This window comes from Methylobacillus flagellatus KT (assembly GCF_000013705.1).
Taxonomy (GTDB): Bacteria; Pseudomonadota; Gammaproteobacteria; order Burkholderiales; family Methylophilaceae; genus Methylobacillus; species Methylobacillus flagellatus.
In genome coordinates this window covers 501,118-526,078 of record NC_007947.1, presented here as the reverse complement: position 1 = coordinate 526,078, position 24,961 = coordinate 501,118, and the positions used below count along the sequence as shown (strand labels likewise).

General features: G+C 55.8%; 22 protein-coding genes and 1 riboswitch. Of the genes, 10 read left to right on the top strand and 12 right to left on the bottom strand.

The annotated features are described in order from the left end of the window. Positions 1-116: 116 nt before the first annotated feature. From MFLA_RS02580 to cysS, 6 genes are all read right to left on the bottom strand, one after another. Positions 117-452: a P-II family nitrogen regulator gene (locus tag MFLA_RS02580; protein ID WP_011478872.1), complete on the bottom strand. Its 336-nt coding sequence runs from the start codon at positions 450-452 to the stop codon at positions 117-119. Between the two features lie 18 nt (positions 453-470). Then, positions 471-3,566 (bottom strand): efflux RND transporter permease subunit, encoded by a 3,096-nt coding sequence (locus tag MFLA_RS02575; protein WP_011478871.1) that lies wholly within the window; start codon positions 3,564-3,566, stop codon positions 471-473. Positions 3,567-3,569: 3 nt separating this feature from the next. Next, positions 3,570-4,742: an efflux RND transporter periplasmic adaptor subunit gene (locus MFLA_RS02570; RefSeq protein WP_011478870.1), complete on the bottom strand. Its 1,173-nt coding sequence runs from the start codon at positions 4,740-4,742 to the stop codon at positions 3,570-3,572. Beyond that, on the bottom strand, positions 4,742-6,043 hold the full coding sequence (locus MFLA_RS02565; RefSeq protein WP_011478869.1) for a TolC family protein: 1,302 nt from the start codon (positions 6,041-6,043) through the stop codon (positions 4,742-4,744). Before MFLA_RS02565 ends, MFLA_RS02570 begins: the two co-directional genes overlap by 1 nt. A 272-nt stretch (positions 6,044-6,315) precedes the next feature. Next, positions 6,316-6,513, bottom strand: coding sequence for a hypothetical protein (locus MFLA_RS02560; RefSeq protein WP_048811514.1), 198 nt, complete (start codon positions 6,511-6,513; stop codon positions 6,316-6,318). Positions 6,514-6,656: 143 nt separating this feature from the next. After that, a complete protein-coding gene (gene cysS / locus MFLA_RS02555) occupies positions 6,657-8,024 on the bottom strand; it encodes a cysteine--tRNA ligase (RefSeq protein WP_011478867.1) in 1,368 nt (455 codons plus the stop codon). Positions 8,025-8,149: 125 nt separating this feature from the next. Between cysS and MFLA_RS02550 the strand changes: the two genes are divergently transcribed. Genes MFLA_RS02550 through MFLA_RS02530 form a run of 5 tightly spaced genes read left to right on the top strand, consistent with a single transcriptional unit; the run spans position 8,150 to position 12,375 of the window. Continuing rightward, positions 8,150-9,187 carry a L,D-transpeptidase Cds6 family protein gene (locus MFLA_RS02550; protein WP_011478866.1) on the top strand — a complete coding sequence of 346 codons (1,038 nt, stop codon included), beginning with the start codon at positions 8,150-8,152 and terminating at the stop codon, positions 9,185-9,187. A gap of 5 nt (positions 9,188-9,192) precedes the next feature. Further along, the gene (locus MFLA_RS02545; protein WP_011478865.1) at positions 9,193-10,407 is read left to right on the top strand and encodes a L,D-transpeptidase family protein; all 1,215 of its coding nucleotides are present in this window, start codon (positions 9,193-9,195) and stop codon (positions 10,405-10,407) included. A 32-nt stretch (positions 10,408-10,439) separates the two neighbouring features. After that, positions 10,440-11,126, top strand: coding sequence for a peptidylprolyl isomerase (locus MFLA_RS02540; RefSeq protein ID WP_048811819.1), 687 nt, complete (start codon positions 10,440-10,442; stop codon positions 11,124-11,126). Further along, positions 11,123-11,614 (top strand): peptidylprolyl isomerase, encoded by a 492-nt coding sequence (locus MFLA_RS02535; protein WP_011478863.1) that lies wholly within the window; start codon positions 11,123-11,125, stop codon positions 11,612-11,614. The genes MFLA_RS02540 and MFLA_RS02535 overlap by 4 nt, the downstream gene beginning before the upstream one ends. A 14-nt stretch (positions 11,615-11,628) precedes the next feature. Further along, positions 11,629-12,375: a UDP-2,3-diacylglucosamine diphosphatase gene (locus tag MFLA_RS02530; protein WP_011478862.1), complete on the top strand. Its 747-nt coding sequence runs from the start codon at positions 11,629-11,631 to the stop codon at positions 12,373-12,375. Between the two features lie 301 nt (positions 12,376-12,676). Here MFLA_RS02530 and MFLA_RS02520 read toward each other — a convergent pair whose 3' ends face one another. The 5 genes from MFLA_RS02520 to MFLA_RS02500 form a co-directional block, all read right to left on the bottom strand. Next, the gene (locus MFLA_RS02520) at positions 12,677-13,387 is read right to left on the bottom strand and encodes an FHA domain-containing protein (protein WP_011478861.1); all 711 of its coding nucleotides are present in this window, start codon (positions 13,385-13,387) and stop codon (positions 12,677-12,679) included. Between the two features lie 227 nt (positions 13,388-13,614). Continuing rightward, a complete protein-coding gene (gene nusB, locus MFLA_RS02515; RefSeq protein ID WP_048811512.1) occupies positions 13,615-14,097 on the bottom strand; it encodes a transcription antitermination factor NusB in 483 nt (160 codons plus the stop codon). Next, complete coding sequence (gene ribH / locus MFLA_RS02510; protein ID WP_011478859.1) at positions 14,094-14,543, bottom strand: 6,7-dimethyl-8-ribityllumazine synthase; 450 nt, start codon at positions 14,541-14,543, stop codon at positions 14,094-14,096. Before ribH ends, nusB begins: the two co-directional genes overlap by 4 nt. A 70-nt stretch (positions 14,544-14,613) precedes the next feature. After that, complete coding sequence (locus tag MFLA_RS02505; protein WP_011478858.1) at positions 14,614-15,222, bottom strand: DNA-3-methyladenine glycosylase I; 609 nt, start codon at positions 15,220-15,222, stop codon at positions 14,614-14,616. A gap of 4 nt (positions 15,223-15,226) precedes the next feature. Next, on the bottom strand, positions 15,227-16,840 hold the full coding sequence (locus tag MFLA_RS02500) for an OFA family MFS transporter (RefSeq protein ID WP_011478857.1): 1,614 nt from the start codon (positions 16,838-16,840) through the stop codon (positions 15,227-15,229). 183 nt (positions 16,841-17,023) lie between these two features. Here MFLA_RS02500 and phoB point away from each other — a divergent pair, with 183 nt between their 5' ends. The 4 genes from phoB to MFLA_RS02480 all read left to right on the top strand — a co-directional run bounded on the left by phoB (position 17,024) and on the right by MFLA_RS02480 (position 22,452). Further along, the gene (gene phoB / locus MFLA_RS02495) at positions 17,024-17,710 is read left to right on the top strand and encodes a phosphate regulon transcriptional regulator PhoB (RefSeq protein WP_011478856.1); all 687 of its coding nucleotides are present in this window, start codon (positions 17,024-17,026) and stop codon (positions 17,708-17,710) included. A gap of 37 nt (positions 17,711-17,747) precedes the next feature. Further along, complete coding sequence (gene phoR / locus MFLA_RS02490) at positions 17,748-19,076, top strand: phosphate regulon sensor histidine kinase PhoR (RefSeq protein ID WP_011478855.1); 1,329 nt, start codon at positions 17,748-17,750, stop codon at positions 19,074-19,076. Between the two features lie 164 nt (positions 19,077-19,240). Further along, complete coding sequence (locus MFLA_RS02485; protein WP_011478854.1) at positions 19,241-20,308, top strand: glycosyltransferase family 4 protein; 1,068 nt, start codon at positions 19,241-19,243, stop codon at positions 20,306-20,308. A gap of 8 nt (positions 20,309-20,316) precedes the next feature. Next, a complete protein-coding gene (locus tag MFLA_RS02480) occupies positions 20,317-22,452 on the top strand; it encodes an amylo-alpha-1,6-glucosidase (protein WP_011478853.1) in 2,136 nt (711 codons plus the stop codon). 6 nt (positions 22,453-22,458) lie between these two features. Here the strand turns inward: MFLA_RS02480 and MFLA_RS02475 are convergent, their stop codons facing one another. Further along, the gene (locus tag MFLA_RS02475; protein WP_011478852.1) at positions 22,459-22,785 is read right to left on the bottom strand and encodes a YnfA family protein; all 327 of its coding nucleotides are present in this window, start codon (positions 22,783-22,785) and stop codon (positions 22,459-22,461) included. Between the two features lie 217 nt (positions 22,786-23,002). Then, positions 23,003-23,095, top strand: a riboswitch (cyclic di-GMP riboswitch). Positions 23,096-23,231: 136 nt separating this feature from the next. On the opposite strand from MFLA_RS02475, the gene MFLA_RS02470 reads away from it, so the two are divergent. After that, a complete protein-coding gene (locus MFLA_RS02470) occupies positions 23,232-24,950 on the top strand; it encodes a ShlB/FhaC/HecB family hemolysin secretion/activation protein (protein ID WP_011478851.1) in 1,719 nt (572 codons plus the stop codon). Positions 24,951-24,961 lie beyond the last annotated feature (11 nt).

Below are 24,961 nucleotides of genomic sequence, written 5' to 3'. Positions count from 1 at the left end.
GTAGGGATTTTACCGGAAAACCCGCACCTGCTCACTGGTGATGCGAACAGCTCAGGTATTACTGTAAAGAAAAGGCACCATGAAGGTGCCTTTGGAACACACGTCAGGTGGGCATTTCAGCAATCAAGAACCGATACCTGCTCGGACAGCCGAACCATTCGCTCTACCGTGGTTATCCACACAATTCCATCGCCCACCTGACCAGTATGCGCAACCTCGACGATGACTTGCAAGATGCCTTCCACCAGTTCGTCTGGACAGACAACCTCAATGCGCACTTTGGGACTGTAATCCGTTAGCTCCTCCCGGGCGCCAAGGATAGGGCGTGCCACATGATGGCCACATCCTTCAACCTTGGTTACCGTCATCCCAGGAAAACCCTTGATGTTACGCAGCCCCGAACGTATCTTGGGTAGCCGCTGCGGGGGGACAATGGCTTTTATCTCTTTCATCTCGCATCCTTATGAGTATTAAGCTTCAATTTTCGGCTCTTCGAACCAACGGTATAAAGTTGGCAACACGACCAGCGTCAATATTGTCGATGTAATGAGGCCTCCGATCACCACGACTGCCAATGGTCTCTGCACCTCAGACCCTGGCCCAGTCGCAAACAAGAATGGCACCAGCCCCAGCATGGCGACAGTCGCCGTCATCATTACTGGACGGAACCGTTGGGCGCACCCGTGCGTAATGGCTTCCAATTGCGAACGCCCTTCCTCACGCAAACTCCGAATATAGGAAATCAGTACAACTCCGTTCAGAACGGCAATCCCCCATAAGGCAATGAACCCAACCGAGGCTGGTACCGAAAGATATTCCCCCGTCACAAACAATGCAACAATGCCGCCAATGGAAGCAAATGGTAGGACCAGGATAATCAAAGCGGCGAACCTCACGGACTGGAACAGCAAGAATAACAAGAAAAAGATTGCCCCAATCGTGATTGGAATAATGACCATGAGATGACTCATTGCCCGTTCCATATTCTCAAATTGCCCGCCCCAGACCACGTAATAGCCCTCTGGCAGCTTGACCTTCTCCTGCACCTGCTGTTGCAGCTCCGATACAAAACCGCCAAGATCCCTATCCCTGACATTGACACCGATGACAATGCGGCGCTTTGCCATTTCACGGCTAATTTGCGTCGGCCCATCCCGGACCGTGATTTCCGCCAGATCATCGAGCGCAACCCTGGACCCATTGACAGAGGTCATCAAGATATTCCGAACCGCGCTCACATCGTTCCGAAACTCCTCCGGAAAACGCACTGCAGCGGTAAAACGCCGCTCTCCCTCAAAAATCTCGGTAGCAACCTTGCCCCCGAGCGCAGTTTCAATCAAGTCGTGAACATCCGCGACGTTGATCCCGTGGCGTGCGATTGCTTCACGATTGATATCAATCGTCAGATAATACTGGCCGGTCATTTTTTCCACGCGCATATCCTGAGCACCTTGCACCGCGCCTGCGATACGCGCGATTTCATCCGCCTTTGCTTTCAGTATCTCGATATCATCGCCGAACACTTTCACAGCGACATCTGAGCGCACACCGGTCACCAGCTCTGCAACACGCTGCGCAATGGGTTGGGACATCACAATTTGAATGCCAGGGATATGCTTAATCTTATCCCTGATGGCATCCGTGATGGTATCTTGCGTCCCCCCTTCTGGCCATTCGCTACGAGGTTTGAGGCTGACCATAGGTGTGGACTCGTTCTGGCTCTGCGGATCTGCAGGACTCTCTCCACGCCCCACCCCTGAAACAACACCCCTAACCCCTTCTACTTTTGCAATACTCCGCAAAGCTTCTCTCTCCAGCTTGATGGATTCCTCCAAGGAGATATTGGGTGCCCGGATGATCCCTGGGACAATAGACCCCTCCCGCATTTCTGGAATAAAAGCGGTGCCCAGCAGCGGGATCAGGCACAAAGTCCCCACAAACACCATGACGGCAATTCCTACTGTCTTCTTGGGGTTGCCTACTGCAGATTTGAGCAATCGAAGATAGGGTTGCTTCATTGCCCTAATGAAGATGGTATCTTCACCACTTCCGCCCTTCAGAACGAAGGAGCTCATCGCAGGTGTGAGCGTCAGTGATAACACCAAGGAAACGAACAAGGCGATCGCAATGGTGTACGCCAATGGTGCAAACATTTTTCCTTCCATACCTTGCAAGGTCATCAATGGAAGGAACACAAGGATAATGATGCCAACACCGAACAATACAGGCGTTGCGACTTCGGCAGCGGCTTCGAACACCACCCTGATCTTGCTTTCACCTTTTCGATGTCCAAGATGGTGGAATGCATTTTCCACCACCACGACTGAACCATCCACCATCAGGCCGATGGCAATGGCCAAACCGCCTAGAGACATGAGGTTGGCCGAGATTCCGAAATAATTCATGGCCATGAAGGTAATTAATGGGGTAAGAATCAATGTGCCCACCACGATCAGGCTGGAACGCACATCTCCAAGGAATAAAAACAGGACGACGATAACCAGGATAATGCCCTCGATCAGCACCCTGGTTACGGTGCCCAATGCAGCATCGACAAGTTCGCTGCGATCATAGAACGGTACGATCTGCATTCCACCTGGCAGCATGCCTTTGCTATTGATTTCCTCAACCCGCTCCTTGATTCGACTGACGACCTCCTTGGCATTGCCTCCTCGTATCATCATAACAATGCCGCCGACAGATTCCGTGTCGCCGTTCTTCACCAACGCGCCAACACGCACCTCATGCCCGATTTGCACATCGGCGACATCGCGCATATAAATAGGCGTGCCGTTTTGCTCCTTGATCACGATGCGGCGTATATCCTCCAAATCCTGAACCAAGCCTACACCACGAATCAAGTACTGTTCCGCATAATGCGGCATGATCCCGCCACCGCTGTTGGCATTATTCCGCGCCAGCGCCGAATACACCTCTTGTAGCTTGACACCGTAATGGTTCATTCTTTCTGGATTGACCAGCGCCTGGTATTGCTTGACATACCCCCCTAGCGAATTGATTTCAGCCACGCCAGGAATGCTGCGGAGCAGAGGACGCACCACCCAGTCCTGCACTGCGCGCCGTTCCATCAGATCGGCAGGCGAAAGATCCTTATCACCATCGCTTGGCTTATCCAGCGTATATTGATACACCTCTCCCAAGCCTGTCGAAACAGGCCCGAGAATCGGCGTCACGCCCTCAGGCATGCGCTCCATGACTTCCATCAGCCGCTCCATCACCAGCTGACGGGCGAAAAAAACATCGGTACTGTCTGTAAAAACCAAGGTAATGATTGACAGTCCGTTCTTGTTGAGTGAGCGCATTTCAGTCAGGCCAGGCAAGCCTGTCATCGACATTTCCAACGGAACGGTAATAAACCTTTCCACCTCCTCAGGAGAACGCCCTAGAGACTGGGTTGCAATTTGTACCTGAACATTGGTCACATCGGGAAAAGCGTCTACAGAAAGGCGCTGCAAGGCAAACACCCCGGCCACCAGTAGCGCTAGCGCAATGACAATGACGACAATCCGCTGCTTAAGCGCGGCCCTAATGAGAGACTCGATCATGGCTTATTCCAGTTCCTTGCGCTTACGCTCATTATTAATGTGGAAAGCACCATCGCTAATGATCAACTCTCCCTCATCTAAGCCTGTCTGAACCGCCACCATTTCCCCATATGCAGTTCCCAGCACAACCTCACGCAACCGGAATTTGTTCGGTGCAATCTGCACAAATACATGATCTTTATCATTTTCCCGCACCACAGCAGGTCTTGGCACCGCGATTTGTTCGGTAGGTTTGGACTGCACCAACATAGAGACCAGCATATCCGGCTTGAGCGCCTCATCACGATTTTCGAGCTCAGTACGCACCGTCACCGTCCGCGTCACGGGATTGACAACATCGCCGACAAAAATCAGCTTGCCGGTGAATTTTCGGTTGCTCAGTGCAGGCACCTCGATATCAACATCTTCTCCCTCCTGCACCAACTCCACCTGCTGCTCAGGCACCTCGGCCACAGCCCAGACATGAGAAAGGTCGGCCACGATGAACAACTCCTCAGCCGGCTGCACTACCTGCCCTAGATTGACCTTGCGGCTGATCACCGTACCTGATATACGGGCATCCACATTGCTGTATGAGCGTAATTGCCCAGAACTGGCGATTTGGGCGATGGACTTCTCGGACATACCGAGTACCTGCAACTGCTCCTTGGCGGTGTACAAGTCAGCCTGTGCCGCACTCAACTCCGCTTCGCGGCGCTGCAATTCGGCTGCCCCGATCACATCGGCCTCAAGCAGTAAGCGCGCACGCTCCACGGCCTTCGTCAACAGGTCTATCCTTTGCGCCGCCTTAATGTAGAGCAGCTGGCTTTGCGCAAGCTCGGTACTGTTCAGGATAGCCAGCACATCTCCTTGTTTAACGTCTTGCCCCAAGACGGCCTTGATATCAGTAATGCGGCCAGTGACAGAGGCACCAATACGCGCGACACGCTGGTCATCCGCCTGGATACTGCCAGGCACACGCAGCACCTCCCTGATTTCTGCCTTGCCAACCGGTACAATCTTGACATGTCGTTGCAAATCTTCGGAAAGCTCGACAATATTCGGATCCCTGGGCTCCTCGACAGCTTGATTGGACGTTTCTGCAGGCTTGCTGCATGCGGCAAGCAGCAATGCCAGAACCAGCAGAGTACTTGCCGTCAATGTGGAATACGGTTTTATTACGGAATTGATGAACATTACGGCTTAACCTCCAGAAGTTCTGTACCAAGCAGGCGCTCTATTTCCAGCATGCTGCTGACATAATCGAATTTTGCGGCAAGGTAATCCTTGCGTACGGCACGGAAAGTGCGTTGGGCATCCATATACTCGAGAATGCCCCGCTCACCAAACCGATAGGCGGCCTCTGCCACCTTGAGCACCGACTCGGCCTGACTCAGCAAGCCGTTCTCGAAAGCAGCCAATTGCTGCTGCGCAATCAGGTAGCGCTGATAAGCCGACTCCATGTCACGCCGCAAACCTAGCTCGCGGTCCTTCAGGGTGGCCAATGTCCTGCGTACGTCGGCGGAAGCCGCTGCGATAGGGCCTTGGCGCCTGTCCCACAATGGCAGTGGAATCGCCACGCCGAATCGCATTTGTCTTAAGTCCGGATCCTCTTCCACGCTGGCCTTGAGCGTGAGACCTGGATTACGTAAACGCTCCTCCAGCTTGAGCCTGGCTTCGGCAGTTTCAGTTTCGGCCCGTACTCGCGACAAATGGGGACTATGCACCACTTGATCATGCAATGCTTCCAGCGACGGCAAACCATACCCCATGGGCAGCTCACCTTCGACGTCATACTCAATCGGGATGCTGGACCCCAGCAAGCCTCGCAGATAGGCCTTCCCTTCATTCACCCGCACCAGCGCTGATTGATAATCGCGCTCGGCGGCCAAGGCCTCGGTATCAGCTTTGATCAGTTCATATCTAGGTGCCTCGCCAACATCCACCCTCAACTTGACCCGCTCACGGATCTGCTGCAGCAAGTTGCGATCCCCTTCCACTAGCTTGAGAACAGCCTTGCGCTGTATCACATCATAGAATGCGTTTTTTACACGGGAGCGCAATTCGATGCGGATCAGCTCGGTCCCGGCTTCTGCCACCTTGGTTCCAGATTGTGCCGCTGCGATTCTGGCATCACGCACCCATGGATACTCCAATGGCTGGGACAAGCCGACATTCCAATTGCGCTTGTCGCCTTGCCCGCCTGGCGTCAGGTAACGGCTAGGGCCCATCACGGCTTCCACTTGAGGGTTGCGGTATGTTGATGCTGTGGTCACCTCGGCTTGCGCTGCATCCTGTTGCGCAGCGGCAATACCAAGCGCAGGGTTGTATTGCATGGCCACATCAATCAAGTCTGGGAGGGTATATCCCGCGACTGCCGACGACGCCTGGCCAAACACCATAATGCATAGTGCATGCACTAAAACTGTACGCAGGCGGACTTGCGCTACTTGCCGTGCACCATACCGGCGCCTGCCTGTCTCTATATTTGTTTTCATGTCATTCTTAAACCAATTGATCAATTTTCCACATCGTGTACTTGCTTTGCTTGAGCAAACATATGCAGCAGAGCAACCATGGCCCTACCTTACGAGGCAAACCTTTGATGCACACAACTTACGGGCAGAGAGCCTGTTGTCGCAGACTCTTTTGCTTCACTGGATATCACTTAGCAAGGCCTGGGCCAATCCATGCATCGGGAAGAAAACAGCTACTGGGCATCCTGGCCTGAGGATGGCACAGGGCATTTCAGCACGGATTGCGGGCGTGATCAGGCGATCGGGGGACGGGTAATCAGGAAAAGGTCAGGCTGACGGTAGGTCTCAGCCAGAATGGCAAGCTTAAGATCGAATAAAAAGGAAGGGCGCACTAAGGGCATATGCAGCACCAAGATGGGCTCACTGACCTCGCGGTCATTATCCATCTCCACCTGCTGCACATGGGTAAACATCGGATCGTCGTACTCCATTGCGTACGATTGCTCAGCTTGCTGAGCGAACAAACAGAGGCACACAATGAGACTGAGTAACGCAAACACGCGTTTTGCAAAAGGCATAACATAGATTATAGCCAGAAAATCTACTGCTGAGAACCGGCAATCACATCACAGCATCAACTTCGACGCCAGCTAGTCCCCTGGGGAGTATCTTCAAGAATGATGCCTTGTGCCGTCAAAGCATCGCGGATTCGGTCAGCCTCGGCAAAATTTTTGCACTTGCGGGCAGCTAAACGCTCCGCGATCAAGCGCTCGATTTCATCTGGGGACAGCCCGGCCACCGCCTCCCCCTTCAAGAACTCATCGGGATCCCGCTGCAGCAAACCCAGCTGACCAGCCAACGCCTTGAGCAAGGCAGCCTGCACCGCTGAGCCGGTACGGTTGGCCTCGCTTGCCAATTCGAACAGCACGGCAAACGCCTCTGGCGTATTGAAGTCATCATCCAGCGCCTGCTTGAAGCGCTCTGCTTCCGGCTGCCGCCAGTCAATGTCAAGCTGCGGCAGCTCACGTCCGCGCAGGGTGTTGTATAACCTGGTCAATGCCTGCTTGGCATCATCCAGATGATGGCTAGAATAATTCAGTGGACTGCGGTAATGCGCTCTAAGAATAAAGAAACGCACGACCTCCGCATCATATTTTTCCAGGACCTCACGAATTGTAAAGAAGTTGCCGAGCGACTTCGACATCTTCTCATCGTCCACACGGATAAAGCCATTGTGCATCCAGTAATTAACGAAAGTGCAGCCATGCGCGCCTTCGCTCTGCGCAATCTCGTTTTCATGGTGGGGGAACTGCAGATCCTGCCCGCCACCATGAATATCGAAGTGAGGCCCAAGATGCCGCGCTCCCATCGCAGAGCACTCGATATGCCAGCCCGGGCGACCTGGTCCCCAAGGAGAATCCCAGCTCGGCTCACCCGGCTTGGCAGCTTTCCATAACACGAAATCCATGGGGTCGCGTTTATGCGCGTCCACCTCCACACGCTCCCCGGCGCGCAAATCCTCGAGCGACTTGCCTGACAGCTTGCCATAGCTGGCAAAGCTGGAGACCGCATAGTAGACGTCTCCATTATCGGCCGCATAGGCATGGTGCTTCTCGATGAGCGCAACGATCATGGCAATCATCTCGTGGATATAATCCGTAGCACGCGGCTCCAGATCAGGACGCCATACCCCAAGCCGCGCCGCATCTTCGTTCATCGCAGCGATGAAACGGTCAGTAAGCGCATTGATGGTCTCGCCATTTTCATTCGCACGCGCGATGATCTTGTCATCGATGTCCGTGATATTGCGCACATAAGTCACCTCATAGCCCGAGCTGCGCAGCCAGCGGTTCACCATATCGAACACCACCATCACGCGTGCATGACCAAGGTGACAATAATCGTAGACGGTCATGCCGCACACATACATGCTGACCTTGCCTGGTATGATCGGGGAAAAAGTCTGCTTTGCACGTGCAAGCGTGTTATAGATTTTCAACATAGCTCAGGTTGCGAGGTATAGGAATTTGGACAGCGCGCCATCATGTCTGTCATGCTGGCAGTAGTGCTTGCATGCGCTTATTGATAGAATCATGCCCATAGAATAATAGCCCGGAATTATAGCATATGACTATTCCACGCACGCTGCGTCATGGCCTGCTGACGACCATCTTACTGTTCTCCCTGGAAGGAATGGCAGGTGCGCTTGATGAAATCAACCAGCTTGCAGAGCAAGGCAAAACAGCCCAGGCGCTTCAACGCCTCAATAGCTATCTAGGCAAGCAGCCTACGGATGTGAAGGCATTGTTCCTCAAAGGCGTACTACTCGCCGAAAGCGATAAGCAGGACGAGGCCATTCAGGTATTCAGCGAACTCACGGAAAAATACCCTCAGCTACCGGCACCATACAACAACCTGGCTGTACTCTATGCCTACCAGGGCAATTACGAAAAAGCCAAGGGCGCCCTCGAGGCAGCCATTCGCACCCACCCAAGTTACGCCACGGCTCACGAAAATCTGGGGGATATTTACGCCCGCATGGCTTCAGAGTCTTACAGCCGAGCCTTGCAGCTCGATACCAGCAACAGCCGCGCCAAAAGCAAACTGGCACTGATCAAGGATTTGCTGCCGCCACCTGGCGATGTCGCAGTCGCGCAGCCGCCATCCAAGGACACCACCACCCCTAGTCCAACTCCAGCGCAGGTGTCCGCCAGAATCGATAGCAAGCCTGCGGAAACCACCAAGCTGGCTACCAACGCAAAACCCGCGATAGCGGAAGCAGCCCCCGCCTCGGCGCCTGCTGCGGAACAGAAAAAGGCTGACCAGACACAAGCAGTACTGGACGCAGTAAACTCCTGGGCAAAAGCCTGGTCCAGCCAGGACATAGACCGTTACCTTGCCAGCTATGCCAAGGACTTCAAGACGCCCAACGGAGAAACCCGCTCGAGCTGGGAGGCAATGCGCAAAACTCGTCTCAGCAAACCTACACGGATAGAAGTCAAATTGAGCAATATACAAGTTAGCTTCGAGGATGATCATACTGCACGCGCAACATTCCAGCAGTCCTATGAGGCCGACCACTTATCCCAGCGCACCCGCAAACAACTAGTGCTGGTTCAACAGCAAGGTCAATGGCTAATCCAGCAGGAGCTGGCAAAGCGGTAACCACAATGCTCAAGCGCTTAACCAAACTGTTATCGATTATGATGTTCGTCGGTGGCGGCCTGCTGCCCTGGAATGCCACGGCAGACAAGTCCAGCACGTCTCCGGGCAGTATGCTCCCTGCATTCAACAGCAACCAGATTGAACGCTTATTGGTACAGAGCCTGCTTCAAATCAATGCAGGCCAGCTGCGGGAAGCCTTGAATACCGTTGACCAGTTACTGCAAGATGCACCCAATTTCCGCCTTGCGCACTTAGTGCGTGGCGACCTGCTGATGACGTTTGCGCAGCAGTCTACCAAGCTCGGCGATCACCAGGATGCAGCGCTATCGGACTTCCAGGAAGAAGCCAAGGTCCGGATAGAACGCCATCTTGCAAGCCCGCATGAAGGCAAGATCCCTGACGTGCTCTGGCACATGTCACCGGAGCAGCGCTATGCAGTCGTGGTCGACACGACAAAATCACGACTATATGTATATCAGAACCGCGACAGCCAGCTCCACCACCTGGTCGACTACTACATCACCATGGGTAAGAATGGCAGCGAGAAATTTACTGAAGGGGATAAGCGCACCCCTTTGGGAATATATATTGCGGACAAGAAGCTGGAGCACAAGCTGCCGGATTTTTATGGCGAAGCAGCATATCCCTTGAACTATCCCAACCCGCTTGACAAACGACATGGGAAAAAAGGCCATGGCATCTGGCTGCACGGCACCCCTCAGGATGTATACAGCCGTCCGCCCAAGGCTAGTGATGGCTGCGTCGTGATTGCCAATCCAGACATCAAGGCACTTGCCCCCGTATTGCAGCAAGGCGCAACGCCGGTCATTATCAGCAACGACCTACAGTGGATCACGCCCCAGGAAGCCGAGCAGCGCAGACAGGCATTGGACCAGGCACTGGAGCAATGGCGCCGCGACTGGGAGTCACAGGATACGGAACAGTACCTCGCCCACTATGCCGACACCTTCTTCAGCGACAGCGGCAACCTGGAAAAATGGAAAGAGAACAAGCGGCGCATCCAGGCAGCCAAGACAAAAGTACAGATCAGTCTATCCAACATCAGTATGTTCCGCTATCCTAATGCCCCAGCGCCTATGGTTCTGGTCAGCTTTGACCAAGACTACAAGAGCGATATACTCATTGACCACATGAAGAAACAGCAGTACTGGGTGTGGGACGATCATCGCTGGAAAATCATGTATGAAGGTCCCGCATGATGCTGACTTTTAAGACATTGGAGGAAATTCTGATGCGCACATTTATTACACGTGCTTTGCTCAACCCGCTTCTGTATCTTTCCATGCTGGGTACCAGCCTGGTAGCGACCGCCAGCGACAATGCGCTGCCACAACTGGAAATACAGACTAACCACGGCAGCTTCGTCATTGAGCTTTACCCGGACAAGGCGCCAAAAACCGTCGCCAACTTTCTCCAGTACGTCACCAGCGACTTCTATACCGGCACAACCTTTCACCGCACAGTGGATCGCTTCATGATCCAGGGTGGCGGCCTCACTGCCGAAATGAGGGAAAAATCCACCTTTTCACCTATTGAAAATGAATCCAACAACGGGCTAAAGAATGAATACGGCTCCGTCGCCATGGCTCGGGCATTCGCCCCCAATTCCGCGACCTCGCAGTTCTTCATCAACCTGTCAGACAACAAGTTTCTCAACTTCCACAAGCCGGAACCTGCCTATATGGGGTATTGCGTGTTTGGCAAGGTCATCAAGGGCATTGATGTAGTCGAGCGGATAGGTAAAAGCCCCACCAAAGTAGTGGGCGCCCACCTCAACGTGCCAGTGGAGCCTGTCGTTATCGAGAAGGTTGCATTACTGGATCAACCCATCAGCATCGCCGAACGCCTGGATTACAAGAAAGTCAAAACCATCGCGCAGACAGAAGCGCCAACCAAAAGTAAAGGAAAGCAGCCTTGATTAAGCTACATACCAATTTCGGTGAAATCACTCTGGAACTCGATGAAGAAAAAGCGCCGGTGACAACGGCCAACTTTATCCAATATGTCAAAGACGGCTTTTATGACAACACCATCTTTCATCGTGTCATTGACGGTTTCATGATCCAGGGTGGCGGCTTTACTCCCGACATGCAACAGAAACCGACCAATGCGGCGATCAAGAACGAGGCCAACAACGGCCTCCAGAACAAGACGTATACCATTGCCATGGCGCGCACTCCTGCGCCTGATTCTGCGAGCAGCCAGTTCTTCATCAATGTGGCCGACAACGACTTCCTCAACTTCACCGCACCGACCTCCCAAGGCTGGGGCTACGCCGTATTCGGCAAGGTGACGGCAGGTACTGAAGTCGTTGACCAGATCAAGAAGGTCAAGACCGGTAGCAAGAACGGCCACCAGGATGTGCCTCTGGAGCCAGTCATCATCGAACGCGCCGAAATCGTTTAAGTCACGTCACCGGGATGGAGTCTGCGGACCAGGACAAAACGGCATTTAGCCTGCTGATTTCCGACCTGCACCTCTGCGACTCCAGACCCGCCATCACTGCCCAGTTCCTGGACTTCCTGCACAGGCAAGCTACCCAGGCCCGGGCGCTGTACATTCTGGGTGATTTTTTCGAATACTGGGCGGGCGACGACGACCTTGCCCATTACCAGCCTATCATCCAGGCATTGCGAGCGCTGTCCGATCACGGCACACAGCTCTACTTCATGCATGGCAACCGGGATTTCCTGATCGGCGAGGCATTTGCTTACGCAGCCGGGCTCAAGCTGCTGCCCGACCCGTCCCTCCTCATCCTGCATGGGAAGCGCGCATTGTTGAGCCATGGCGATGCGCTCTGTACCGATGATGCTGCCTACCAGGCTTTCCGCCGCCAGGTTCGCCACCCCACCTGGCAGCAGGAATTTCTCCAACAACCTCTCGATATGCGTAAAGCACAGATCGCGGCATTGCGTCAACGCAGTGAACAGGAAAAATCCGGCAAGCAGGAAAGCATCATGGACGTGAACCCGGAAGCAGTTGCAGCATTGCTGCGCGAATATGACTATCCTGAGTTGCTGATCCATGGACACACGCATCGACCCGCACTGCATCCCCTGGAAGTAGATGGTCACAGGATAGATCGATGGGTGCTGGGCGACTGGTACGAACAGGGCAGCTACCTGCTGATAGATCAGCAAGGCATACATAGCCAACCATTGCCTTGATCACGCCGGATCACCACTGATCCAGCATATACCACGGCACGCGGCCTCATGCTTGGCTCCCCACACTCTCCCATCGCAGTACCATGCGAGCTGGTCCGCATGATCTCGAACTGTAACGTATTGTTGTGGTTGTAAAAGTGTGCCCGCATCGGCATAGGCCAAGCGCTTGGTGATTCTCACAATCAATTCGAGAGTGATCATGCTCGGTATATAGGGCAGTGCCGACCGCATCGAGGTCTTCCAATGGCTGGGATCCATACACTGCACATATCCAGCCCCCTCGAGCGTCACCCTAGCCTGGCTAGCCCAGCGAAAACAGCATCCTGACCCCGGCCAGCTCAATCATATCGCCTTCTGCTAAAGGTTGCGCCTGTAAGCCTACTGCCATGCCATTCAGGAGCGGGCGACCATTCCCCTCTACATGAGAGAGAAAGTAGCCGTGAGGCCGCCGAGTGATGACCGCGACCTGCACCCCACTCCTGCCCAGTGTGATCAAGGTCTTCTTGATCACCAATTCGCGCCCGGCACTGGAGCCATTCAACACCTTGACCCTGGCGGTAAGGCCAGTCTGCAATTCCGACGGTCCGTTGACTGCGGACGCATTGACAGGATGACTTGCAAGCCCATCCGCCCCACTCGTTTTCTCCTCGGATGCCTTCGTCATCATCTCCTTGATGGCCGGCATGACCAGCACGGTCTTCTCGAAGCCACGCTCTGCAGTCAGCGCCTCTTCAAGGTATTCGATCTGGTGACGACCCAAGCCTATCCTGTCGCCATCCTGGAGCCGGTGGCGCACAATGGCCCGGCCATTTACCAAGGTGCCATTAGTGCTGTGGCTGTCTTCTATATAAAACGCACCGTTTTCTGCCACCACGGCAGCATGCTCACCACTGATGGCAAGATTCTCCAGCCTGATATCACAGCTTGGCCGCCGCCCGATGGTCAAGCGCTGCTTATCCAATGGGAACTCAGCTAGAAAATCCCCTTCCAGCGTCAGCACCAATTTTGCCATGAAGACACTCCCTTTCATTCAGGTGGCAGCCCTTGAGCCAGCTGTCTCAGCCTACATACCTGCTTTGTTTTTCTTGATCATTGATAATGCGCGCAGCACAATCTTTACAAAGCCTGCACCGAATGACAAGCCTCTTCATGATGCCGGTGAATGTTTCACGCCACCTCGAGCCAGATAAAAAAACAGCCAGCCCATAGGCTGGCTGCGCATACACAATCCGGACGGGCCTACCTCCTGCCTCGCTGGAACTCATCCGGCCTGGCTTCCGCCGCGATCTTGTCCAACACGCCATTGACGTATTTGTGACCGTCAGTGCCGCCATAGAGCTTGGCCAGCTCTACGCCCTCATTGATAGCGACGCGATAAGGGATCGTCACATCGTGAATTAATTCGTAGGCTGCAATGCAGAGAATGGCATGCTCGATCGGACTGAGCTCGGATACCTGCCGATCCAGCAAGCCTGCCAGGCGCGCATCCAGCTCGTCGATGCTCTCCGCCACCCCTTCAAGCAACTGGCGGAAATACTCATAGTCCGCCCGATCGAAATCGGGATCATCTGCGAGCTCGCGGATGATGACGGAAGTATCCTTCTGGTTCATCAGGCCCAGGTAAATGCCCTTGAGTACCAATTCCCGCGACTTGCGGCGGCTGCGACCAGCCTTCGGCGCCGGTTTTTTTGCCTCTGCAGGCATGTTGTCGCGATCACTCATAACTGCTTCAGCAGATTGATCATTTCAACAACGACATCCGCAGCCTCAGCCCCCTTGACCGCCACCCGTGCCTCGGCCTGCTCATCGTTCTCTGTCGTCAGGATGGCATTGGCGATAGGAATGCCAGTGCTCAGCTGCACATCGGAAATACCACGCGCAGACTCATTGGAAACGACCTCGAAATGGTAAGTTTCGCCACGGATGACAGCGCCCAATGCAATCAATCCGTCGAACTGCTCGCTATCTGCCATCTGCAACAGAATGGCTGGGGCTTCCAGCGCACCCGGGACAGTGGCGAGCGTGATATCGTCATCCGCCACACCCAACTTGTGCAACTGATCGACACACGCCTTGAGCAAGCCTTCACCGATATTGCTGTTGAAACGCGACAGCACGATGCCGATGCGCAAATCCTTGCCATTCAAATCTACTGTGATTTTCTTCATGATTTCATCCAAACCGGGCGCAGCGGCGCTGCGTTATTGAAATGAGCCAGCAACCCTCTGGCTAAGCGCGCTATTTTACCACGTAAGAGGCGCCGGACAGCAGTTCGACATGGCGAAAACAATCAACGACATGATCGTTGACCATGCCGACAGCTTGCATGAACGCATAGCAGATGGTGGAACCGACAAACTTGAAGCCATGCTTCAACAGTGCCTTGGACATCTGGTCAGATACCTCCGTCTGGGCAGGCACCTCTGCCAGGCTGCGCCAGCGGTTAACCTGGGGCGTGCCCTGCACAAATTGCCAGAGGAAGGCATCCAGGCTACCGTGCTTGGCCTGGATATCCAATGTTGCGCGGGCATTGCTGATCGCAGCATGCACCTTGAGCCGGTTGCGAATGATGCCGGGATCCGCAAGCAATGCTTCGGCCTTGTCCGCATCGTAGGCCGCGATTTTGGCAATATCAAACTGGTCAAATACCTTGCGGTAATGCTCCCGCTTCTTCAGCACGGTGCTCCAGCTCAACCCGGCCTGGGCGCCTTCGAGCACCAGGAACTCGAACAGCAACCTGTCGTCGTGCACGGGCACGCCCCACTCCGTGTCATGATAGATGACATCCAAGGCTCTCTTGGCCCATCCACAGCGGCAGACTTCAGTCACAACAAATTCCAATAGCAAAACGTCAATGGAACAAGATAACCGCTTTCTGCAAGGTATTCCAGATGCCATACATGATCGGGATCCCGACCGCGATCCACACCGCCACAACCAATACGGTACTGCTTCTATGAGCGGCTGCTCCTGCCATTGCCTGCGCCTGCGCGTGCGAGACCTTCTTTTCCGCTTCCAACTCGGCCGGGGTCATATAGTGCTTCTCCGCCACCGGGCGCACCAGCAGGTTGCAGACCAGCCCCACCAGCAGTAGGCCCGCCAGCACATACATAATCATGTTGTAGGCATGGTCTGCCGGCACGCCCTGGTCGAGCTGGTAATCGCGCAAGTAGTTCACGATTACCGGGCCCAGCACCCCGGCGGTAGCCCAGGCAGTCAACAAGCGCCCATGAATCGCGCCCACATGCTGGGTGCCGAAAATGTCGGCCAGATAGGCCGGAATCGTGGAAAAACCACCACCATACATGGTGAGGATAATGCAGAATAAACCTGCAAACAGCGCCACACTGCCCATGCTGCCTGCCCATGGCGATAACACATACAACACAAAACCCAGGGCAAAAAAGATCATATACGTCAGCTTGCGTCCCAGGAAATCCGAGCATGATGCCCAGCCTATACGGCCCAAGATATTGAAGAAGGACAGCAAGCCGGCAAACCCGGCACCGATGGCCGCCACCTGCAGCTTCTGGTCGCCATCCAACTCCGCCAACTTGAGCGGCACATCGATCAGCTGCCCGCCGAACACCTCCTGCAACATTGGAGACGCCATGCCGATCACCCCGATACCGGCACTGACATTGAGACACAGCACCCACCACAATAGCCAGAATTGCGGCGTCTTGTGCGCCCGGTTCACATGCACATGATGCTGCGTAATCATGCTATTGCCATTACTAACAGGAGGTGTCCAGCCCTCGGGTTTCCAATCATGCGCCGGCACCCGGTAGCCCAGCGAGCCTATCATCATGGCGATGAAGTACAGCACGCCCATCGTGGCAAAGGTTTCCCACACACCGATGGAAGTCTCGGTGGCAAAATGATTCATGAGCGTATTGGCGAGCGGCGCTCCTATCATGGCGCCGCCGCCAAACCCCATGATCGCCATGCCAGTTGCCATTCCGCGCCGATCCGGGAACCACTTGATCAGGGTCGAGACCGGGGAAATATAACCCAGTCCGAGCCCGATACCGCCGATCACACCCGAGCCCAGCCACATCAGCCAGAGCTGATGCGTATATACACCGATTGCGGAAATCAGCAGTCCACCACCCCAACACACAGCAGCAACGGCGCCCGCCTTGCGTGGCCCAGCATGCTCCAGCCAGTGCCCGAACACCGCGGCAGACGACCCCAGGAAGACGAAGAACAAGGTATACATCCAGCCCAGGTCGCTGACCTTCCAGTCGCAGGTTGTCGTCACGGCCCGCATCCAGAAGCTGATATCTTCCCCACATGCCAGCGGCTCGTGAATTCCCAAGGCCTTGGACAGCGGCAACCAAAACACGCTGAAACCATACGCCATGCCGATCGACAAGTGCACAGCCAGCGCTGCAGGCGGCACTAGCCAGCGGTTATAACCCGGCCCAGCCGTAATACGTTCCTTGGAAAAAAAACCTGCCATGCGCCCCCCTTCGGCCCCATCTGAAGGCAGCCTGGATGTAGAAGTAACAAAAAGAAACATTTTGTTACAAATAATTATACAAATCGAATAAAACCGCAATCCCAAATTGCTTGGACCATGTTCATCAATCTGTCATATTAGCGTCATATATTGCTCGTCATTCAACAAGCGAGGAAACCCGACATGCCAGCGAATATTCTGGTTGTAGAAGACGAACCAGCCATCCAGGAATTGCTTGCGCTCAACTTGACGCAAGCAGGCCACAATCCCGTGCGCGCCCTGAGTGTGGAGCAAGCGCAAATGCTGATCCGCGAAGCCCTGCCAGACCTGATCCTGCTCGACTGGATGCTGCCTGGCATGAGCGGCATCGAGTTTGCGCGCAAGCTGAAGAGCGACGAGCTCACCAAGGCCATCCCCATCATCATGCTGACCGCGCGTGGAGAGGAAGCCGACAAGGTACGCGGCCTGGAAGTCGGTGCAGATGACTATGTCACCAAGCCGTTTAGCCCGAGGGAGCTCAATGCCCGCATCAAGGCAGTACTGCGTCGCCGCGCGCCACAAATGACCGATGACCCGCTCGAAATTGGCGGCCTGCGCCTGGATCCGATGACGCACCGCGTATCAGGCAACGGCAAGACATTGGAACTGGGGCCGACCGAATTCCGCCTGCTGCACTACTTGATGTCCAACCCGGAACGCGTGCATTCCCGCACACAAGTGCTGGACCGTGTATGGGGAGACCGCGTGTTCGTGGAAGACAGGACAGTGGATGTGCATATCCGCCGGCTGCGCCGCGCTCTTTCTGAATCAGGGCACGAGGAGTTCATCCAGACAGTGCGTGGTGTCGGCTACCGTTTCTCCGCACAGTAGCTCATAATAGCGATTGCCTTAAGACAAGAAGCGCTTCGTGCAAGACATCCGCTGGAAAGCCTTGTGGCTAGGATTAGCCACCCTACTCACCTGCCTGATCATCTGGGCATTCACAGATGCCATCACAGCATTGTTGGCATTCAGTGCCTTTTTGCTGCTATACCTGGCCAGCCACCTCTACTGGCTGCACCGGTTGCTGCAATGGTTCAGGAAGCCAGAACTGAACACCATGCCCGTCGGCAGCGGCATCTGGCAGGATGTGTTCTCCGCGATCTATTACGAGAAGCGTCGGCACCACCGCAGCCAGGCGCAGATCAGTTCCGCGCTTGATCGTTTTCGCCATGCAGCCAGCGCGCTGCCCGACGGCGTCGTCCTGCTCAATGGCAATGACCAGATCGAATGGTGCAACCCAACCGCGGAAAGCCAGCTTGGACTGTCCATGCGCCAGGATGCCGGGCAGCCCATCACCTATCTGGTTCGGCCCACTGACTTCATTCAATACCTGCAAGCACAGAATTATTCCGAGCCGATCAAACTCAAGTCCTGGCGCACCATAGGCGCGACGCTGGAAATCCAACTGGTGCCTTTCGGCATCAATCAGAAGCTTCTGATCTCGCGCGATGTCAGCCACATGGAAAAGCTGGAAACCATGCGCCGCGACTTCATCGCCAATGTCTCGCACGAGCTGCGCACCCCGTTGACTGTAGTGGGCGGTTTTCTGGAAACGTTGATGGACATGGAAGGCGCCGTGCCGGAAAGCACGCGCGCCTATTTCGGCATGATGCAGGAGCAAACCGGCCGCATGCGGCGCCTGATCGAGGACCTGCTCACGCTTTCCCAGCTCGAAAACAGTCCCGAAGCCCCTCAGGAAACCGAGATCGACCTGGGCACCCTGCTCAATATGCTATTGCATGAAGGGGTCAGCCTCAGCCAAGGCAAGCACGAAATTACGCTCGAGCCAGTAGAGCCCGGCTTGTTTATCAAGGGGGCCACGGAAGAGCTCCACAGTGCGCTCGGCAACCTGGTCAGCAATGCCGTGCGCTATACTCCACAAGGCGGCAAGATCAACCTGAAGCTGTTTCTGCGCGGCAATGACATTGTATTCAGCGTGCGCGACACCGGCATCGGCATAGAACAGCAGCACATAGACCGCCTGACCGAGCGCTTCTACCGCGTGGATCGCAGCCGTTCACGCGAAACCGGCGGCACGGGGCTAGGCCTTTCCATCGTCAAGCACATTCTCACTCGCCACCAGGGAAGACTGGAAATCGAATCCGAAGCAGGCAAGGGCAGCATTTTCAGTGCAGTCTTGCCACAAGCTCGGCTGATCCGCAAAACACCGCAAGAAGCACAGGCAAGCGCCTGACATTCCTTCTACCCTTCCTCCTTACTCAACTTCATTGACGGTTGGTGATGTCATTGCCAGCCCGCACTGCAAGAACTGCTACTTGAAAAAGTATATGCCGCCCCTATTTTCCTGATTTAGATGGTGCACACGTCCACTTTTCACTTTATTTTCACGGAGATAATATGAAAATTGCACAAATTGCCCCTCTTTTTGAAGCCGTCCCGCCCCGCCTTTACGGCGGTACTGAACGCGTAGTCGCAAGCATATGTGATGCGCTGGTCAAAGCCGGTCACCAAGTCGACCTGTATGCATCGGGAGACAGCCAGAGCAAAGCCCGCCTGATTCCCTGCCGGGAGCGCGCGCTGAGGCTGGACCCTGCGCCGCTCAAGTCGGATATCGCGGCCCATTACACTCTCCTGGACGAGGTAAGGCGTCATGCTGGCGAATATGACATTCTTCATTTCCACACCGACATGCTCCACTTCCCGTTCTTCGAGCCGATCGCCTCGAAAACCCTGACAACCCTGCATGGCCGCTTGGACATGGCCGACTTGCCGAATGCATTCAAGCGCTGGCGCCAGTTCCCGCTGGTCTCCATCTCCAACGACCAGCGCCGCGCCCTCCCTGGCGCCAACTGGGCAGGCACGGTCTATCACGGCCTCGATCCGGCGCTGTATCGCTTCAACCCCAACCCACAGGGAGGGTACCTGGCCTTCCTTGGCCGCATTTCCCCGGAAAAACGCCCAGACCGCGCCATCGCCATCGCGCGCAAAGCCGGCATCCCGCTGAAGATTGCCGCAAAGGTGGATGCAGCAGACCTGAATTACTACAATGACGTCATCAAACCCCTGCTGAACCAAGCAGATGTCGAATTCATCGGCGAAATCACGGACGCGCAGAAGAACGACTTCCTGGGCAACGCGCTCGCCCTGCTGTTCCCCGTGGACTGGCCCGAGCCATTCGGACTGGTCATGATCGAGGCCATGGCCTGCGGAACACCGGTGATCGCATGGCGTTGCGGCTCTGTGCCCGAAATCATCGAGCCGGGCAGGAACGGCTTCATCGTCACCGACGAACACCAGGCTGCGGCAGCATGTCATGCTGCCACTACGCTGGATCGTGCCAAGGTGCGCGAGGCATTCGACATGCGCTTCACTTCCGATGTCATGGCAGAGCACTATCTCAAGCTTTACAAGCGGCTTGCGGCAAGCGCCAACGACGATAACCTGATGGAAAGCCAAGTAGGCTGAGGTGAACGATGGACGATCAACTTGGTACATCCCTGGAAACCAGTCACGCCAGCCACGAAGCCCCCTTCGTGCTGAAGGCCAGGGACAGTTTCATCGTCATGAGCAGCCTGGGAGATATTGGCGGCGCCAGTGAGGGACTGTTCATCGACGACACGCGCATGCTGTCCAGGTTGTCCGTCCGCCTTGAGAACCAGCGTCCCGTCCTGCTCTCGGCGGCAATCAGCGAAGACAACGTCATGTTCATTTCTCATCAGACCAACCCGGAGCTGGTCTTGCCGGGACAAGTGCTTCTGCCAGGCACCCTGCACTTGGAAAGGCGCTGCCTGCTCTATGACAATCAGCTCCATATCCGGTTGGCATTGGAGAACTTCGGCACCACCGCCGTCGATCTATCGCTACAGCTCGGCTGGCAGGCAGACTTCGTCGATATGTTCGAGATCCGTGGCCAACGGCGCATGCGGCGCGGTCAGAGAAGTCGCTCAGAAATCAGTCCTCGCCATGTCACGATGGCTTATGAGGGACTCGACCGGCAACAGCGCCGCTCGGTGATCTCCTTCTCGCAGGCACCCGATTCCCTGTCCGAAGAGTCTGCCAACTTCAGGTTGCACCTGGCACCGCGCGAGCGCTGGGAACTGGTGCTGAGCGTGGACCGGAAACCACATCGCGCCAGCCCTGACGCTTTTATGAAGGCAGAACGCAAGGCGCGCCGGCAAATGCACAGGCGCACCATGCGTGGCGCCCAACTTCATGCGGACAACCCCTTGTTCAGCCGCTGGCTGCAGCGGGCGCGGGCCGACTTGGCCTTGCTGACCAGCGACCTGCCCACCGGCCCTTATCCGTATGCAGGCATCCCTTGGTTCTCCACGCCATTCGGGCGCGACGCCATCATCACCGCCCTGCAAACCTTATGGATTGACCCTTCGCTCGCTGAAGGCGTATTGCGCTATCTGGCGGAGCATCAATCCGAAGAGACCTCGGCCTTCCGGGACGCTCAGCCCGGGAAAATCATGCACGAAACCCGCAAGGGGGAAATGGCCGCCATGAATGAACTGCCGTTTGCCCGCTATTACGGCGGTGTCGACACCACGCCCCTGTTTATCATGCTGGCAGGCGCATGGTACAGGCGTACTGGCGATAGGAAGGGGCTTGAGCAGCTTTGGCCCGCCCTTCTCGCAGCCATCCGCTGGGTTGAAGAACGACTGGAGGAAAACCACGCGGGGCTGCTGAGCTACCAGCGAGCAGAAGACAGCGGCCTGCAGAATCAAGGATGGAAAGACAGCGCCGACGCAGTTTCGCATGCCGACGGCAGCCTGGCATCACCACCAATCGCCCTCCTGGAAGTGCAGGGATACGCCTGGCGGGCGCTGCAGGACATGGCCGACATGTCCAAAGCCATCGATCACTCCCCCGGCCTTGCCGCCCGCTGGGAATCGCTCGCCGAGAAACTGCGCCTGCAAGTGGAAGAGCGCTTCTGGATGGAGAACCGCCAGTTCTACGGGCTGGCCCTGGATGGCAAAGACACGTTATGCGAAGTGGAAGGCTCAAACGCTGGACATTTGCTCTGGAGCGGCTTGCCTGCATCAGACCGCGCGTACCATGTCATCCAGAAACTGCTGGCACCGGCATTCAACAGTGGCTGGGGAATTCGCACCTTATCCGAGCAGGAAATCCGCTACAACCCTGGGGCCTACCATAATGGATCGGTCTGGCCGCACGATGTTGCCATCTGCGCGGCCGGCATGGCCCGCTACGGGGAGCGGGAAGGAGTACGGCAGTTGCTCGACAACCTGTTTGAAGCGGCACTCTGCTTCTCGCTGCGCCTGCCCGAGCTGTTCTGCGGCTTCAGCCGCACCCGCGGCGAACAACCCGTACTCTACCCGGTGGCCTGTCAACCGCAAGCCTGGGCCTCGGGAGCCGTATTCATGTTGCTGCAGGCAGCCCTGGGACTGGAGATCGATGCTACCGGCCACTGCGTCAGAATAGTGCGCCCACAATTACCCTCAGGCGTTAACCAATTGACATTGCGGCACCTGCAGGTCGGGGGTGAATTTATCAGCGTGACTTTCCAACGCATGGGCCCGCGGACCCTGGCATTTATCAGCGAACCAGCCCAGCCCAGCGTCAAGCTGCATCTGGAATGCTAATGGGTATTACCGTGGTGCGAACATGATGATCGCCATACCCGCGAGGGCTACACCGACCCCGACGAAATCCCAGGTGCTGGGCCGGATACCGTCTACCAGCCATAACCACCCGAGCGCCACGAAAATATACACCCCGCCATAGGCCGCATATACACGGCCTGCGGCGGTGGGGTGCAGGCTCAACAGCCAGGCGAACACCGCCAGGCTGATGGCGGCGGGCAATAGCAGCCAGACGGACCCATCTTTCTTGAGCCAAAGATAAGGCAGGTAACAGCCCAGGATTTCCGCCAGCGCAGTCAGGATAAACAAGGAAAATGTTTTCAATACGAGCATGGACTCACCAGAAATTTTGAGAAGTTCGATTATTATAGACAATACTCATGCTGATCTTTTTGCATACTATCGCCAGAGCCTTTCTCCCACCTACCTTCTCGTCCGCATGACAGACAAAAACCAGGCTCATCCCCAGCAATCCACCGACAAAATAAAAGGATAAAATCCCGACCCGAGCCAATTGACATTAATTCTCAAATGGCCGGAGAATAGTCAAAAATGTTAAGGGCAACCTTGGTTGAAAAACCAAGGACGCAAAGTCACCGGTCTAAGGTAAGCAGCTTGCTACTATGACAGCGGAACCGCCATATTTGAGGATCCCGCCTCGCCGATCCGGCCTGGTGCGTCAATACTAGATATATCCCAGCGTCTCGCGTGATATACGCCCGGCACTTGCCCCTTAGCAATAAAAATACCGAGTACATATTGTGATAGGGGAACCATACTTGCTGCCATCCCGTTATGGATTATGGGCGTTATTGATCCTGCTTTACGCAAGCCCCTCCAGCGCAGCGATCGAGCCGATCGACACATCCGCGCAAGAGCAGCTACAGCAGCAGGAACGCCTGCGCATCCTGCGCCAGCAACAGGAAACCGCGCCAGATGCACGCCAGCCTGGCTTGCATCCGTCAGCCCCGCTTGCCTATCCAACCGAGGAGTCTCCCTGCTTCACCATCAGGCAGATCAGCCTTGAAGGCGAACATACCGATCTCTTCCAGTTTGCCTTGCAGAGTGTCCTCCAGGGCGAACACCTCGCCATTGGTCGCTGCCTGGGCGCGCAAGGCATCAATACCGTCATGTCGCATATGCAGAATACCCTCGTCGCCCAGGGCTTTGTCACGACGCGCATCCTGGCCGGGTCGCAGGATCTGAGCAATGGACACCTCCGCCTTACCGTGATTCCCGGCAAGGTGCGGCAGATTCGCTTCGCGCCTGACTCCAGCCCGAGGATACGCTACGGCAACGCATTGCCAATCGCCCCTGGCAACATCCTCAACCTGCGTGCCATCGAACAGGGTCTGGAAAACCTCAAGCGCTCCCCGACTTCAGATGCCGATATCCAGATCGAGCCCGCCAAAGGCAATGCGCAGCCCGGCGAGAGCGACCTAGTGATCCGCTACCACCAGGCCTTGCCTTTCCGTATCACCTTTAGCGCCGACGACGGCGGCTTCGACAGCACCGGCAAATACCAGGGCGGCGTCACGCTCTCTGGCGACAACCTGCTCGGCCTGAGCGATCTCCTCTACATCAACCTCAACCAGGATCTGGGCGGCGGCGACAGAGGCAGCCGCGGCTCACACGGCAAGACCTTGCATTACTCCATCCCTTTCGGCCACTGGCTGCTCGGCGCCACCGGCTCCAACTATCGCTACCACCAGGAAGTCGCCGGGCTCAACCAATCCTACCTCTACAGCGGCCGCACGCAGAATGCCGAATTCCGGCTCAGCCGCATGGTATACCGCTCCGCCGTCAACAAGACACAGATATCCGCGGGAAGCTTCTTCCGCAAGTCATTCAATTACGTGGACGATACGGAAGTAGAAGTACAGCGCCGCCGCACTGCCGGGTGGGCATTGGGCGTTAACCAGAGCTGGTATCTCGGCCAGGCCATATTGGACTATACCTTTACCTTCCGCCGCGGCACTGGCGCACAACAGGCACTCAAGGCGCCCGAGGAAGCATTTGGCGAGGGCACCTCGCGCATGGAAGTGCTCACTGCCGACATCAGCTTCATGACCCCACTTTTCTTCCTGGCGCCATGGGGAAGCCAGTCCCTGCGTTACGCTGCCAACATCCGCGCGCAATCCAACTTCACCCCGCTCACGCCGCAAGACCGCTTCGCCATTGGCAACCGCTATACCGTACGCGGCTTCGACGGCCAGCTCACCCTGAGCGCGGATCACGGCTGGTTCATCCGCAACGACTTCAGCGCCATGCTGGGACAAAGCGGCCAGGCGCTTTATCTCGGGCTTGACTACGGCGAAGTGGGCGGACCATCCAGCGACCTCCTGATCGGCAAGCAACTGGCAGGCGCCGTCCTCGGCATGCGCGGAGGCTACAAAGGACTCAGCTACGACCTGTTCCTGGGCAAACCCGTCAAAAAACCGGATGGGTTCGAGACCGCCAGCACCACCGCCGGATTCAACTTCAATTGGTCGTTCTAGCAACGCACAAG